General features: G+C 73.2%; 11 protein-coding genes. 6 read left to right on the top strand and 5 right to left on the bottom strand.

The genetic code is table 11. The features are described 5' to 3' along the window. Positions 1-70: 70 nt before the first annotated feature. Genes ABZY33_RS04920 through ABZY33_RS04910 form a run of 3 tightly spaced genes read right to left on the bottom strand, consistent with a single transcriptional unit; the run spans position 71 to position 3,104 of the window. Positions 71-919, bottom strand: coding sequence for a carbohydrate ABC transporter permease (locus ABZY33_RS04920; protein WP_356490042.1), 849 nt, complete (start codon positions 917-919; stop codon positions 71-73). After that, positions 919-1,854, bottom strand: coding sequence for a sugar ABC transporter permease (locus ABZY33_RS04915; protein ID WP_356490041.1), 936 nt, complete (start codon positions 1,852-1,854; stop codon positions 919-921). The genes ABZY33_RS04920 and ABZY33_RS04915 overlap by 1 nt, the downstream gene beginning before the upstream one ends. Then, entirely contained in the window at positions 1,851-3,104 is a 1,254-nt protein-coding gene (locus ABZY33_RS04910) for a sugar ABC transporter substrate-binding protein (RefSeq protein ID WP_356490040.1), read from the bottom strand. The genes ABZY33_RS04915 and ABZY33_RS04910 overlap by 4 nt, the downstream gene beginning before the upstream one ends. A 510-nt stretch (positions 3,105-3,614) precedes the next feature. On the opposite strand from ABZY33_RS04910, the gene ABZY33_RS04905 reads away from it, so the two are divergent. The 4 genes from ABZY33_RS04905 to ABZY33_RS04890 all read left to right on the top strand — a co-directional run bounded on the left by ABZY33_RS04905 (position 3,615) and on the right by ABZY33_RS04890 (position 8,055). Continuing rightward, positions 3,615-4,298 (top strand): flavin reductase family protein, encoded by a 684-nt coding sequence (locus ABZY33_RS04905; protein ID WP_356490039.1) that lies wholly within the window; start codon positions 3,615-3,617, stop codon positions 4,296-4,298. 104 nt (positions 4,299-4,402) lie between these two features. Beyond that, the gene (locus ABZY33_RS04900; protein WP_356490038.1) at positions 4,403-4,936 is read left to right on the top strand and encodes a 2Fe-2S iron-sulfur cluster-binding protein; all 534 of its coding nucleotides are present in this window, start codon (positions 4,403-4,405) and stop codon (positions 4,934-4,936) included. After that, positions 4,933-5,928 carry a xanthine dehydrogenase family protein subunit M gene (locus ABZY33_RS04895; RefSeq protein WP_356490037.1) on the top strand — a complete coding sequence of 332 codons (996 nt, stop codon included), beginning with the start codon at positions 4,933-4,935 and terminating at the stop codon, positions 5,926-5,928. Before ABZY33_RS04900 ends, ABZY33_RS04895 begins: the two co-directional genes overlap by 4 nt. Before the next feature lie 30 nt (positions 5,929-5,958). Then, positions 5,959-8,055 carry a xanthine dehydrogenase family protein molybdopterin-binding subunit gene (locus ABZY33_RS04890; RefSeq protein ID WP_356490036.1) on the top strand — a complete coding sequence of 699 codons (2,097 nt, stop codon included), beginning with the start codon at positions 5,959-5,961 and terminating at the stop codon, positions 8,053-8,055. Positions 8,056-8,067: 12 nt separating this feature from the next. On the opposite strand, the gene ABZY33_RS04885 is transcribed toward ABZY33_RS04890, so the two are convergent. Together ABZY33_RS04885 and proP are read right to left on the bottom strand one after the other, a co-directional pair. Next, a complete protein-coding gene (locus tag ABZY33_RS04885; protein WP_356490035.1) occupies positions 8,068-8,478 on the bottom strand; it encodes an ATP-binding protein in 411 nt (136 codons plus the stop codon). A gap of 91 nt (positions 8,479-8,569) precedes the next feature. Then, the gene (proP, locus tag ABZY33_RS04880; RefSeq protein ID WP_356490132.1) at positions 8,570-10,111 is read right to left on the bottom strand and encodes a glycine betaine/L-proline transporter ProP; all 1,542 of its coding nucleotides are present in this window, start codon (positions 10,109-10,111) and stop codon (positions 8,570-8,572) included. 275 nt (positions 10,112-10,386) lie between these two features. On the opposite strand from proP, the gene ABZY33_RS04875 reads away from it, so the two are divergent. Together ABZY33_RS04875 and ABZY33_RS04870 are read left to right on the top strand one after the other, a co-directional pair. Continuing rightward, a complete protein-coding gene (locus ABZY33_RS04875; RefSeq protein WP_356490034.1) occupies positions 10,387-10,653 on the top strand; it encodes a GlsB/YeaQ/YmgE family stress response membrane protein in 267 nt (88 codons plus the stop codon). A 206-nt stretch (positions 10,654-10,859) separates the two neighbouring features. Beyond that, entirely contained in the window at positions 10,860-13,988 is a 3,129-nt protein-coding gene (locus ABZY33_RS04870; protein WP_356490033.1) for a discoidin domain-containing protein, read from the top strand. The last annotated feature ends 61 nt before the right edge of the window (positions 13,989-14,049 follow it).

Raw genomic sequence — 14,049 nt, 5'->3', positions numbered from 1 at the left:
TCGAAGTTGACGCGTCAATGGCTGTTTGAAGCAACTTTGCGCATTCGATGCAGACGATCACCTGCCGGACTCAGTCGATCCCGGAGCGCTCCACCCCCGCCACGATCCACCGCTGGAACAGCAGGAACACCACGAGCAGCGGGACGATCGAGACCGCCGCCGCGATGAACAGCTCATGCAGCCGCACCACTTGGGACGTGGTGAAGGACGCCAGGGCCACCTGCACCGTCCACGCCCTCTGGTCCTGACCGATGACCAGGGGCCACAGGAAGGAGTTCCAGGCGCCGATGAAGACGATGGTGCCGACGGCCGCGAAGACGGGGCGGGCGTTGGGCACCACCACGAGCCAGTACGTGCGCCAGTGACCGAGGCCGTCGACCCGGGCCGCGTCCTCCAGCTCCCCGGGGAAACCGAGGAAGTACTGCCGGAAGACGAAGCAGGCGAACGCGGAGAACAGCGTCGGGACGATCAGGCCGCGCAGGGTGGAGACCCAGCCCAGCGACGAGACCAGGACGAAGCTCGGCACGAACGTCACCGCCGCGGGGACCATGAGCGTGCCCAGGATGGCGTAGAACACCGTGTTCGCGTGCCGGTAGGGGATACGGGCCAGGCCGTATCCGGCGAGCGAGGCCAGCAGCAGGGTGCCGAGCGTCGTCGCGACGGCGATCAGCGCCGAGGTGAGCAGGGAGCGCGCGAAGGGCACCGAGGTGTCCGCGAACAGCTCGCGCAGGTTGCCCCATTGGATGTGCGAGGGGAAGAACGTCCAGTCGGGCGAGGTGATGTCCTGCTCGGTGGCGAGCCCGTTGCGCACCAGCAGGTAGAACGGGACGAGGAACAGGACCGCGAGAGCGATCAGCAGGACGAGCCGCAGGGCGCGCCCGGTGCGGACGAGGGCGTCGCCCTCCTGGATCGGCGGCATCAGTGCGCCTCCTTCCTGCCGAGCCCGAACCACCGCGCCTGCCCGACCGTCACCACCGCGATGATCAGGGCGAGCAGCACCGCCCCCGCGCTGCCGAGCCCGAGGTTCTGGCCCTGTCCGAGGGCGGTGTAGTAGAGGTAGACGAGGGGCGGCCGCGCGTAGGGCGGGTAGCCGCGGGCGTCGGAGAGCAGGTTGTAGAACTCGTCGAAGGCCTGGAAGGCGTTGATGACGAGCAGCAGCACGACCGCCACCGACGTCGTGCGCAGCTGGGGGAAGGTGATGTGGCGGAAGACCTGCCAGCCGGGCCGGGCCCCGTCGACGGCCGCCGCCTCGTACAGGAGCGGGCTGATGCGCTGCAGGCCCGCCAGGAACAGGATCATGTAGAACCCGGCCTGGAGCCAGAGGCGCACGGTCACGATGACCAGCCAGTACCAGGGCGGGTCCGTGGTCGACAGCCAGGCGACGGGGTCCGCCCCGGCGTACCCCAGCAGGGTGTTGGCGAGGCCGAACCGTACTCCGTTGAAGAGGGACATCTTCCAGATCAGCGCGGCGACGACGTAACTGCACGCCGCGGGGAGGAAGAAGACCGAGCGGAAGAACGCCTGGGCGCGCCGCAGCCGGTTCACCATCAGCGCGAGGGCGAGCGAGGCCGCGTAGGTGGCCGGCACGATGAAGAGGGTGAAGACGCAGAAGGTCCACAGGCTGGCGCGGAACGCCTCGTCGCGCAGGAGCGCCGTATAGTTGTCGAGGCCGACGAAGCGGTCCGGGGTGACGGTGTTGTGGGCGTCGAAGAAGCTCAGCCAGACGCTCCAGCCGAGCGGTACGTACGTGAACAGGCCGAGGCCGAGGACGAAGGGGCCGACGAAGACCCAGAACCACCGCGCGCGCTCCCGCGCGGCCCGCCGCTCCGGCGCGCGCCGCTGGAGGGTGCTCACTTGGACGTCACGCGGGTCAGCTCCGCCGACACCTTCCGTACGACGCCCTTCAGTTGGCTCTCCGGGTTCGCGCCGTCCTTGATGACTCGGTTCAGCGCGTCCTGGTACGCGCTCTGGGCCGCCGGGGTCCACAACAGCGGCTGGGCGTAGCCGTGTTCGGTGGTGAAGCGGACGGCGTCGGCCGCCGCGCCCGCGCGCAGGGCGTCCGCCTTCTTCGCGAGCGAGATCCGGGCGGGGATGTGGAAGCCGTAGCCGAGCGCGAAGTCCTCCTGGTGGTCGGTGTGTTCGATCCACAGCCACTTCAGGAACTCCTTGCCCGCCTGCTGATGCCGGCTGCGGGTGGAGACCGCCGCCGCGTACGCGCCGACCGGGACGGAGGGTGCGCCGTGCGGGCCGTCCTTGGGGAAGGGCAGCACGCCGAAGTCGTCGCCGAGCGCCTTCTGGACGGCGGGCAGCGCCCACAGCCCCGACCACTGCATGGCGGTCAGTCCCTGGAGGAACGCCGACGGGTCGGACCAGTCCGCGGGCGCGCCCAGCAGGAGCGACTTGTCCGCGTACAGCTGGTGCAGTTTGCCGAGGGTGCGGGCGGCCGCGGGGTCGTCGAAGCCGACCTTGCCGTCTTCGGTGACCAGGGAGAGCCCGGCGGCGTAGAGCGGGGTGCCGCCGAGGACGCCGGCGCCCGCGTCATTGCCGAGGAAGAGGCCCTTCACCTTCTTGCTCGTCAACTTGCGGGCCGCGTCCACGAGTTCGTCCAGCGTCCCGGGCGGGCGCACCCCGGCGTCGTCGAGCAGGCTCTTGCGGTAGAAGAGCAGCTGCATGTCGATGGCCTGCGGGATGCCCCAGATCTTCCCGTCGTACGTCTTCGGGGCGAGCACCGCCGGGTTGAAGTCGTCCTTGACTCCGTCGAAGAGTTCAGTGAGGTCGGCCACCTGCTTGCCCTGGATCTGGTCCAGGCTGGGGCCGTTGACCTCGAAGACGTCCGGGCCGGACGCGGTGAGCAGGGCGGCGGCCGTCTGCTGGTCGTAGTTGCCGGGCCGCCACTGGACGCTGACGCGGGCCTTCTTGTAGGCGGCGGCGTACTTCTTCACGGCCTGTTCGGTGCCCTGCTCGCCGTACTGGTGGTACCACTGCGACAGTTCGGGCCCCTTGCCGGTCCCGCCTGCTCCGCCGCGGCCCGTGTCGGACCCGCACGCGGTGAGCAGGCCGAAGGCGGCGCCGGTGGCGAGCAGTCCCCTGCGGCTGATGGTCATGTCGGTCGTCCCCAGTCTCGGTTCGGCCGGGCGGAGGTGGTGCCGGCCCGGCGGTCTCGGTGCGGTGCGAACCCCGTGTGTTTATCCCGGCGGCCCAACGACCAACCCTGCGCATGGTTTTCGATGCGTCGGCGTACGACGCCCGCGCCGGGACAGGGAGACGATGTGCGGGCACCGCGCGCAGGGCCCTGGCCGGGAGGACACCGTGAACGACACCGACGCCGACGCCGCTGTGGGTGTGTCCGACGCCGCTGGGTGCGACGCCGGGGCCGTGAGCGCGGCCGGGGCTGTGCAGGACACCGGGACCGTGAGCGAGGCGACACCGTCCAGGACGCCGGATCTGTGCGGGGCGCCGCTGGCACGCGGGACACCGAAGCCACCTCCGACACCGACACCGACGCCCTACAGGGCACCGGAGCCGTGCGCGACGCCGACGCCGTCGAAAACACCAGGGCCGTCCGCGGTGACGCCGCAATACACGGCCCTCAGGCCCTCCAGGATGGAGACACCATGCCCGACTCCGGGCCTCAAGCCGACCGCAACGCCATGGATGCCCCTGGGACCGATGCCGACGGCAGCTCCCCGAAAGACCCCGCGGCCGAGTCCGACGGCGACGCCATCAGCGCGCCCGGCGCCGCAGCCGGCCAGGTCACCCGGCGCACCCTCCTGACCGCGCCGGCCCGTGCCCTCGAACCCGCCGGCGGCACCGCGGCCGGGTTCGACGGCTTCACCGCTCTCGTCGACTCCCCCGTCTACGTCGTCACCACGGCCGCCGGAGGCAAGCGCGCGGGCTGTCTCGTCGGGTTCGCCGCTCAGTGTTCCCTCGCGCCCGCCCGGTTCGCGGTGTGGCTCTCCACGGAGAACCACACCTACCGTCTCGCCCGAACGGCCCAGACCCTGGCCGTGCACCTTCTCGACCGGCGCGGGCACGCTCTCGCCGAGCGGTTCGGGGGGCTCTGCGGGGCCCGTGAGGACAAGTTCGCCGGGGTCGACTGGAGCGAGGGGCCGGGCGGGGTGCCGGTGCTGGGCGGGGCGCTGGCCTGGTTCGCGGGCCCCGTCCACGGCCGGTTCGACGGGGGCGACCACGTCGCGTTCCTGGTCGAGCCGGCCCACACCTGGACCTCCCCGACCGCCGAGGGCCCCGCCCTGTCGCTGCACGACGCGCTCGACATCACCGCCGGACACCCACGGTGACGGCCCCGCGTGGCCCCTCGGCGTGCCGCGCGGCGCCGTCTGACCCAGGCTGGACACACGCCCCGCCCGTCCCCGCCACCGCGTCACCCGAGGAGCCGTGCACCATGCCCACCGATGCCTTCCGCTCGGACGTGTCCCTGACGGTCAACGGCAGCCCGCACCGCCTGCCCCTCGACCACCGCACGACCGTCCTCGACGTGCTGCGCGAACACCTCGGCCTCGTCGGCGCCAAGAAGGGCTGCGACCACGGGCAGTGCGGCGCCTGCACGGTCCTGGTGGACGGGCGGCGCGCGAACAGCTGCCTGCTGCTGGCCGTGGCCCACGACGGCGCCGAGATCACCACGGTCGAGGGCCTGCACGGGGCGGCCGAGGACGAACCGCACCCCCTTCAGCGAGCCTTCCTGGAGCGGGACGCCTTCCAGTGCGGCTACTGCACGCCGGGCCAGCTCTGCTCCGCCGTCGGCGCCCTCGCCGAGGCCGAGGCGGGTGACGCCTCGCATGTCACGCCGCCGGGCGCCGCCACCGGCGCGCCCGTCCCGCTCACCCGGGACGAGATCCGTGAACGGCTCAGCGGCAACCTCTGCCGCTGCGGCGCCTATCCGCACATCGTCGAAGCCGTCGAGGACGTGATCCGGTGAAACCCTTCAGTCATCTGCGTGCCCGCACCGTCGAGGAGGCGACCGCGGCCCACGCGGGCCGGCCCGGCGCCCGTTATCTGGGCGGTGGCACCAACCTGGTGGACCTGATGAAGCTCGGCGTGGAACAGCCGGAGGCCCTGATCTCCGTCGCCGATCTGCCGCTGGACGCCGTCGAGGAGCTGCCCGACGGCTCCGTGCGGGCCGGCGCCACCGTGCGCAACAGCGATCTCGCCGCCCACCCCCTCGTCCGGGACCGCTATCCCGTGCTCTCGCAGGCCCTGCTCTCGGGCGCCTCCGGACAGCTGCGCAACATGGCCACGACCGGCGGCAACCTCCTCCAGCGCACCCGCTGCCCGTACTTCCAGGACACCGCCAAGCCGTGCAACAAGCGGGCGCCCGGCTCCGGTTGCGGCGCCCGCGACGGCGTCCACCGCGACCACGCCGTCCTGGGCCATTCACCGCAGTGCATCGCCACGCATCCGTCCGACTTCGCGGTCGCGCTCGCCGCGCTCGACGCGCAGGTGGAGCTGAGCGGTCCCGCGGGCGCCCGCACCCTGCCCGCCGCCGAGTTCCACCGGCTCCCCGGCGACCGGCCGGAGCGGGACACCGAGATCGAGCCCGGCGAACTCATCACCGGGGTGCTGCTGCCGCCCACGGCCGCCGGGGTGCCCTCCGCGTACCGCAAGGCCCGCGACCGGGCGTCGTACGCGTTCGCGCTCGCCTCCGTGGCGGTCGTGCTCGACGTGCGGGACGCGGTCGTGCACGACGTGCGGATCGCGTTCGGCGGGCTCGCGCACCGGCCCTGGCGCGCCCGCACCGCCGAGCGGGCGCTCGCCGGAGGACCCGCGACAAACGACGCGTTCCGCGCGGCCCTCGACACCGAGCTGGCCGCGGCCGCGCCACTGCGCGACAACGCCTTCAAGGTGCCGCTCGCCCGCAACATCGCCTGCGACGTGCTGCGGCGCCTGTCCGGCGCCCCCGCCGCCTCCTGACCCGCCGCCCCGCTCACAGGGAGTTCGAACATGCCGGACACGGTCAGCGCCCTCGGTTCACCCGCCGGGCGCAGGGAAGGCCCCGCCAAGGTCACGGGGACCGCCCGCTATGCCGCGGAACACCGTCCCGAGGGATGCGCCTACGCGTGGCCGGTCCCCGCCACGGTGGCGCGGGGCACGGTGACCGCCGTCGACGACACACGGGCGCTCGCGCTGCCCGGCGTCGTCGGCGTCCTCAGCCATCACAACGCGCCGCGGCTGACCGAACCGGAGGACGCGACACTCGCCGTGCTCCAGGACGGGCGGGTCCCGCACCGGGGCTGGTACGTGGCTCTCGTCGTCGCCGACACCCTGGAGACGGCGCGTGAAGCGGCCGCCGCCGTGCGGATCTCGTACGCCGAGGAGCCGTTCGAGGTGGAGCTGACGGCCGACCACCCCGACGCCTACGTTCCCGAGGACACGGACGGCACGTCCGGCGAGCATCTGCGCGGCGAGGCCGACAACGCGTTCGCCGCCGCGCCCGTGCAGGTCGACACGGTCTACCGGGTGCCGCCGCTGCACAACCACCCCATGGAGCCGCACGCGGCCACCGCCGCGTGGCAGGACGGCCGGCTGACCGTGCACGACTCCAGCCAGGGCAGCACCACGGTGCGCGCCACCCTCGCCGCCCTCTTCGACCTGCCCGAGGACCGGGTCACGGTCGTCTCCGAGCACGTCGGCGGCGGCTTCGGCTCCAAGGGGACGCCCCGCCCGCACGTGGTGCTCGCCGCCATGGCCGCCCGGGCGACCGGCCGCCCGGTCAAGCTCGCCCTGCCGCGCCGGCAGCTGCCCGCCGTGGTCGGGCACCGCGCGCCCACCCTGCACCGGGTGCGGCTCGGCGCCGAGACCGACGGCACGCTCCTGTCCGTCGTGCACGAGGTGACCGCGCACACCTCGCGCGTCAAGGAGTTCATGGAGACGGGCGCGGCCGCCACGCGGGTCATCTACCCCTCGCCGCACGCCCGGACCACGCACCGCGTGGTCCCGCTGGACGTGCCGACCCCGTCCTGGATGCGGGCCCCGGGCGAGGCTCCGGGCATGTACGCGCTGGAGTCCGCGATGGACGAGCTGGCCGAGGCCCTCGCGCTCGACCCGGTCGAGCTGCGTCTGCGCAACGACACGGACACCGAGCCGGACAGCGCGCGCCCCTTCAGCAGCCGCCACCTCGCCGAGTGCCTGCGCGACGGCGCCCGGCGGTTCGGCTGGGAAGGGCGCGACCCGCGCCCCCGCGCCCGCCGCGAGGGCGACATCCTGCTCGGCACCGGCGTGGCGGCCGCGACGTACCCGGTGCTCGTCTCGCCGAGCCGGGCGAGCGCCCACGCCCGCCCGGACGGCACCTTCGAGGTCCGGGTCAACGCCACCGACATCGGCACGGGCGCCCGTACGGTGCTCGCCCAGGTCGCCGCCGACGCGCTCGGGGTCCCGCTGGACCGGGTCCGTATCGAGATCGGTGACAGCGACCTGCCGTCGGCGCCGCTCGCGGGCGGCTCCTCGGGAACGGCCTCCTGGGGCTGGGCCGTCCACGCGGCCGGTACGCGGCTCGCCGGGAGCGTGGCGGAGTACGCGGGGCGGGCCCTGCCGCCCGAGGGGCTGAGCGTCACGGTCGACACGAAGGGAACCGCCGACGCGGACAGCGACTACGCCCGGCACGCCTTCGGCGCGCACTTCGCCGAGGTCGGTGTGGACACGGTGTCCGGGGAGGTCCGGGTGCGCCGGCTGCTCGGCGTCTACGCGGCCGGGCGCATCCTCAACCCCCGTACCGCGCGCTCCCAGTTCATCGGGGCGATGACGATGGGGCTCGGGATGGCGCTGACGGAGGGCAGCACGATGGACGCCGCCTTCGGAGACTTCACGGAGAGCGATCTGGCCGCGTACCACGTGCCCGCGCACGCGGACGTCCCCGCCATCGAGGCGTACTGGATCGAGGAGGACGATCCGCATCTGAACCCGATGGGCAGCAAGGGGATCGGTGAGATCGGCATCGTGGGCACGGCCGCCGCGATCGGCAACGCCGTGCACCACGCCACCGGTATCCGGCTGCGCGAGCTGCCCCTCACCCCGGACCGGGTGCTGACCGGCGGGGAGTGAGGGGCGCCGGGCTCAGGCGACGTAGGCGGGCCGGAAGCAGGCGGTGACGTCCTTGCCGCGCGGGCAGGGATAGGCCGCCCAGGTCTCGGCCAGCGCGTCGATCAGGAGCATCCCCCGGCCCCCGAGCGCGTCGTCGTCGGGCCGGCGGGGCTCGGGCGGGCGCGGCGAGGAGTCGTGCACCGTGACGTGCAGGCAGTCCCCGTCCCAGGTCAGGACGAGCAGCGCGGTGCTCTTGGCGTGCACGTGGGCGTTGGTGACCAGTTCCGAGACGGCCAGCAGCACCGAGTCCACCGTGTCGGGGGCGCTCTCCACCCAGCCCAGCGCGGCGAGGTGCTCGCGGGTCCAGTCCCGGGCCGCCTTCACCCCGCTGCTCAGCGGCAGGGAACGTGCCCACCCCACGGCGCGCAGGGAGGAATCGTCCATGGTCGTCGCTCCTAGTTTCTCGAGGGTCCCCGTACGTGTGCCCTCTAACGGCGGGATGAGACGACCCGGTCCTGGGAGCCGCGGCCCCGCGTCAGTCCTCGCGGTCGGACTTGTCCGCGCGGCCCCGGCCGCCGAGGGGGTGCCACAGGCGCAGCCAGACGTCGCGGGCGTGGCGCCCGGCCTCGGTGCGGCTGCGGGCCACCAGGGCGCGGGCCTCTCCGTGCGTCTCGACCATCGGCCCGGAGCCGCGCAGGGGCCGGCCCGCCGTCTCGTGCAGGAAGAACGTCGACACGAGCCCGACCGCTCCGGCCACCATCAGGTAGTACGCCGGGACCAGGGTGTCGCCGGTCTGCTCGACCAGGAAGGAGGCGAAGAGCGGGGTGGTGCCGCCGAAGACGGAGACGGAGATGTTGAAGGCGATCGACAGGGCGCCGTAGCGCAGCCGGGTCGGGAAGAGGGCCGGGAGGGTGGCCGCGGCCGTCCCGGCGAAACAGACCAGGAGCAGGCCGAGGATCGCGCAGCCGAAGGCGGGCCACAGGATGCCGCCCTCCCTGATCAGCAGGAACGCGGGCACGGCCAGGAGGATCATGGCGATACTGCCGCCCATGAACATCGGGCGCCTGCCCCAACGGTCGGAGCTGCGGCCGACGGCGGTGATGGTCAGCACCACCAGGAGCATGGTCCCGAGGACCAGGAGCTGGGACGTGGTGTCGCTCTCCCCCAGTGTCACGGTCATGAAGGTCGGCAGGTAGGACGTCACCATGTAGTTCGTGACGTTGTAGAGCAGGACGAGCCCCATGCAGATCAGCACGGCCTGCCAGTGGCGGGTGAAGATCTCCTTGAGCCGGCCCTTGCCGGACTGCCGGGCCGCCTCGACGGGGTCGCTCTCGCCGTCGCCCTCCGCCGTCCCGCGCTCGGTGGCCTCGGCGGCCGCCTCCTTCTGGAAGGCGGGCGTCTCCTCCAGCTTGAGCCGCATGTACAGACCGATCAGGCCCAGGGGCCCGGCGATGAAGAAGGGGATGCGCCACCCCCAGTCCTCCAGGCCGTCGGAGCCCAGGGTCAGGGTCAGGACGGTGACGAGGCCGGAGCCGAGCGAGTAGCCCACGAAGGTGCCGAAGTCGAGCCAGCTGCCGAGGAAGCCGCGCCGCTGGTCGGGCGCGTACTCGGCGATGTAGGTGGTGGCGCCCGCGTACTCGCCGCCGGTGGAGAAGCCCTGGACCAGCCGGCACAGCAGGAGCAGCAGCGGCGCGGCGAAGCCGATGGAGGCGTACGTCGGCAGGAAACCGACCGCGAAGGTGCTCGCCGCCATCATGATCATGGTGGCGGCCAGGACGCGCTGGCGGCCGATGCGGTCCCCGAGCGGGCCGAAGACCAGTCCGCCCAGCGGCCGGACGAGAAAGGCCGCGGCGAACGTGGCGAACGTGGAGACGACCTGGGCGCCGGGCGAACTGGAGGGAAAGAAGACTTTTCCGATGGTGCCCGCCAGATAGGCGTAGACACCGAAGTCGAACCACTCCATGGTGTTGCCGAGCGCGGCGGCCGTGACGGCGCGCCGGACCATCGGGCGGTCCGAGACCGTCACGTCCTCGGCGCTCAGCGCCTTTTTGCGCCGGCGCAGCAGGGTGCGCACCATCCGGTCGGTCGCCGGGGTGCCTTTCTCCTGCCGCTGCCGCCGCTGGGTCCGCTTGAGCGTGCCGTGCGGAAAGCCTTTCGCCATCAGGCTTTTCTCTCCCTGTGCCGGTGCCGCTCCTGGCCTTCAGCTCCTGAAAGTCGTCTGGGCGCAAAATTAAGCCGGTGGGAAAAGAGCGGCAACTTCTCGGCCGCGCCGCAGGACTTTCGTCCTGTGTACGAAGCGCGGAACGGGACAAGAGGACATAGCTTGACTCGACCAACGGAAAGGACTACGTCGTGGGCATCATCGCCTGGATTCTTATCGGGCTCATCGCGGGAGCGATCGCCAAGGCCCTCATGCCCGGAAAGGACCCGGGCGGCTGCCTCGTCACGATGCTGATCGGCATCGTGGGCGGTCTGCTCGGCGGCTGGCTCGGCAAGGTGATCTTCGGGGTCCACTCCATCAACGGGTTCTTCCACCTGTCCACATGGATCGCCGCGATCGTCGGTTCGGTGATCGTGCTGGTGATCTACCGTCTGGTGACCGGCCGCCGCACCCACTGACCCGCAGGACCGCACGCCGCGCGCCGGGCCGCTGACCATGCGGCCCGGCGCGGCCGTGTGTCCGGGCCCCCGCCCGGGCCTCCGGCCGCCCGCCTCCTCACCGCGGTCGATCTCCTCTCGCACACCCGTTGACGCATGTCCGGACGCCGTCCAAGAATGAGCGGCAGCCGTTCTGACAACGTTGTCGACAGAGAGAGGCACCGCTCGTGCCGCACCTATCCCTTCCGGTGGACCGCCGGCGGTTCCTGCAGCTCCTCGGCGCCACCGGCGCCCTGACCGCCCTCCCCGCGGCCCTCGGCGCCTCCCCGGCACGGGCCGACGGCGGCACCGGCGCTCCGCCCGACGCGGTCGCCGCGACCTACCACCGCGTGCTGCTCCAGCACACGCGCTGGTCCGAGACGCAGTGGGACGCGGCCCAGGGCCATTACACGGACAAGGACTTCGGTTTCGCCGTCGTCCTCGGCAACGCCGTGCTGCTGACCCACGGCACCTACGACAGCGACCTGGCCGGACTCGACCGGGACACGCTGAAGCAGCGCACGCTCGCCACGCTGCGCCACTTCGCCGCCTCGAACCGGCTGACCGGCGGCGCCCAGTGGGGCCGCAAGCTCTTCTTCGACACCACGTTCCAGTCCTACTTCATCCTGGCCGCGCGCCTGTTGTGGGACGACCTCGACGCCGCGACGCGGGCCGCCGTCGACACCATCACCCGCGAACAGGCCGCCTACACCACGGGCCTCGGCACCGGCGACGACCCCGACTCGGGCGACTGGACGCCGAACGGGCTGAGCGGCGGCCACGTCGGGGACACCAAGCTGGAGGAGATGGGCCTGTACGCGCAGACACTCGCGCCCGCGCTGGCCTGGGCGCCGGACGACGCGCGCCGCTCCGCCTGGGCCGCCGCGTACGGCACCTGGTCGCGCAACGAGGCGGGCCTGCCGCCGGCCGACCTCGCCAACCCCGCGCGCGTGGACGGCGTCCCGGTCGCCGACAACACGGCTCGCAACCTCTACGACACGTTCATCGTCGAGAACCACGGCTCCTTCGGGCCGCACTACCAGGAGGAGTTGTGGCGCACCTCGGGCCGTAACGCGGCGCATTTCCTCGCCGCCGGGCGGCCGCTGCCCGAGGTCCTCACCGCGCAGCCCAACGCCGGACCGCTGTGGCGCACCCTGCTGGGCGTCATGAGCGACGCCGGTGAACCGCTGATGCCGATGGTGAACGACCGCGAGCACCTGTACGGGCGGGACGTCATCCCGCTGGCCTTCCTCGCCCAGGTGACCGGGGACCGGGCGGCGGCCCGCGCCGAGGAGGAGCTGGCCGCGCGCCTGGAGGCGTATCAGAAGTACCCGCCGGAGTACCGGCTGGCGAAGTTCTCCGGCGAGCCCAAGTACGAGCCGGAGGCGCGCGCGGAGATCGCCATCAGCTATCTGCTGCATGTGTGGGCGGCGGCCGCGGGGCGGCACGTGCGGCCGCTGTCGCGGGCGGAGCTGTTCGCGCGGGCGGCGGGCGTCACCGACTTCGGCACCGGTCCCGGCCTCGTCTCGCACCAGACGCCGGACGCGTGGGCTGGCGTCGTCACCAAGCCGGGCTTCGTGAAGTTCGCCTGGCAGCCCGCGCACGACGACTGGCTGTTCCGGCTCAGCGGCGGCACCCCGATGTTCCTGCCCGCGACCAGCACGGCGGTCACCGGCCGGACGGTGCGCCTCTACGAGTCCGTGCGCGACGGCTTCGACGGCAGTGCGACGGTGCTGCGCCTGGCCACCGGCACCGCCGGGTACACAACGCTGCCCTCGGGCGCGGTCGTCTACGCGACGGACGGCACCGCCGCCGGCGAGGGCCACCTCGACGTGCACAACCTGACGATGCCGGGGGTGGCGGGGCTCGACGGCGCCCGTTCCTACCGCTTCGAGGAGGGCGCCGTCACGGTCCGGGCCAAGGACACCGCGCCCGCGACCCCGGCCGCCACCGGGCGCGTCGACGAACTGACCTTCGCGTCCACGACGGTGCGCCACGTCCGCGTGCTCGGCGTCCGCCCCGATCCGGCGTACGGCTACTCGCTGTACGCCGTCGAGGTCCGCGCCGGGGCGGACGGCGCCGACCTCGCCCGCGGCCGGGCGGCGACGGCCTCCTCCGCGGACACCGGCAAGGGCCCGGGGCTCGCGGTGGACGACGACGCGAGCAGCCGCTGGGCCGTCGCCAAGGGCGAACGGACGCGCGCCGACAGCTGGTGGGCCGTGGACCTCGGCGCGGACCGGGAGATCGCCGCCGTCACCCTGCGCTGGGAGGCCGCCGCCGGGCGCGCCTACCGCGTGCAGGGCTCGGCCGACGGCGAGCGGTGGCAGGACCTCGTGTCCTGGCCGGTCCCGGCGCTGAGCAGCCGCGGCGGCTGGCTCGACGTCGACGGCCGGGCCGGCTTCGTCGTGCGCGGCGCCCACCCGCTCGCGGTCTACGACGACACGATCGTGCTCGGCGACGGGCCCGCCGCGCCGCTCCTGGTCGAGGGCCACCCCGGCGCCTCGGCCGCCACGCTGCGCGCCCTCGCGCGCACGGCGGCGCCCACGGCGGACGACGACGCGGTGCGCGCCGCGCTCACCGACGGCCACCTGAGCCTGTTCAACCTGTCGGAGCGGTCGGTGGCCACGCGTGTCCAGGTGGAGCAGAACGGCGCGGGCCGCACCGTCTTCGAGGGCGTGCAGACCGTGACGCGGGACGGGATCAGCTACGAGGCCGGGCTCGATCCAGCCTCGGCGGCGCTGCTCGCGCCCCGGTTCACCCTGAAGCCGCTGTCCGGCGGCGCGCTGCCGGTGGGGCTGCGGGTCGAGGCGGTCGACGGCGCGACCGTGCGTCTGTCGGGCCCGTCCTGCCGGGTGCGGGTCGAGGGCCAGGGGCGCGCCGCCACCGCGGCCGTCCGCTCCGGGCGGGGCACGACGGTCGCCCTGCACGGCGCCGTGCCCTACCCGCACGACGATCTGGCGCTGGGCCGGAACGTCTTCCCGACCGCTCCCCTGCCCGCGGGCATGTCCGATCCGGCCGCGGTGGCCGACGGCGACCCGCACACGGCGTGGAGGCCCGGCCCCGACGGGCGGCTCGTCGTCGACCTCGGGACGGAGCGCGCGCTGCGGACGGTGGAGGCCGAGTGGAACCACGGCGCCGCCCCCGTGGCCGAGGTCGAGCTGAGCCGGGACGGTATCGCCTACGAGAGCGCGGGCCGGGTGACGGGGCGTGGCCGCATACGTCACCTCGGTCTCACCGGCTCCGCCCGTTACGTCGCGTTCAAGGTGGCGGGCACGGCCCGGTCCGGGACCCGGCTCGTCCGGCTGTCCGTCCGGTGACCTGAACCGGGCTCCCCCGACCGGGGCGCCGGGAGCCTCAATCGGCGTCCGGCGCCCCGGA

It is taken from the genome of Streptomyces sp. NPDC006552 (assembly GCF_040611655.1).
In the GTDB taxonomy this organism is placed as follows: domain Bacteria; phylum Actinomycetota; class Actinomycetes; order Streptomycetales; family Streptomycetaceae; genus Streptomyces.
The sequence above is the reverse complement of the archived record's forward strand: the minus strand, read 5'-3'. Positions and strand labels throughout refer to the sequence as shown.

What these genes read in the sequence shown, in the direction of transcription:
- ABZY33_RS04920 (WP_356490042.1), bottom strand. Translation starts at nt 919, where the DNA reads ATGCCGCCGATCCAGGAGGGCGACGCCCTCGTCCGCACCGGGCGCGCC.
- ABZY33_RS04910 (WP_356490040.1), bottom strand. Translation starts at nt 3,104, where the DNA reads ATGACCATCAGCCGCAGGGGACTGCTCGCCACCGGCGCCGCCTTCGGC.
- ABZY33_RS04905 (WP_356490039.1), top strand. Translation starts at nt 3,615, where the DNA reads ATGCCCGACTCCGGGCCTCAAGCCGACCGCAACGCCATGGATGCCCCT.
- ABZY33_RS04900 (WP_356490038.1), top strand. Translation starts at nt 4,403, where the DNA reads ATGCCCACCGATGCCTTCCGCTCGGACGTGTCCCTGACGGTCAACGGC.
- ABZY33_RS04890 (WP_356490036.1), top strand. Translation starts at nt 5,959, where the DNA reads ATGCCGGACACGGTCAGCGCCCTCGGTTCACCCGCCGGGCGCAGGGAA.
- ABZY33_RS04885 (WP_356490035.1), bottom strand. Translation starts at nt 8,478, where the DNA reads ATGGACGATTCCTCCCTGCGCGCCGTGGGGTGGGCACGTTCCCTGCCG.
- proP (WP_356490132.1), bottom strand. Translation starts at nt 10,111, where the DNA reads ATGGTGCGCACCCTGCTGCGCCGGCGCAAAAAGGCGCTGAGCGCCGAG.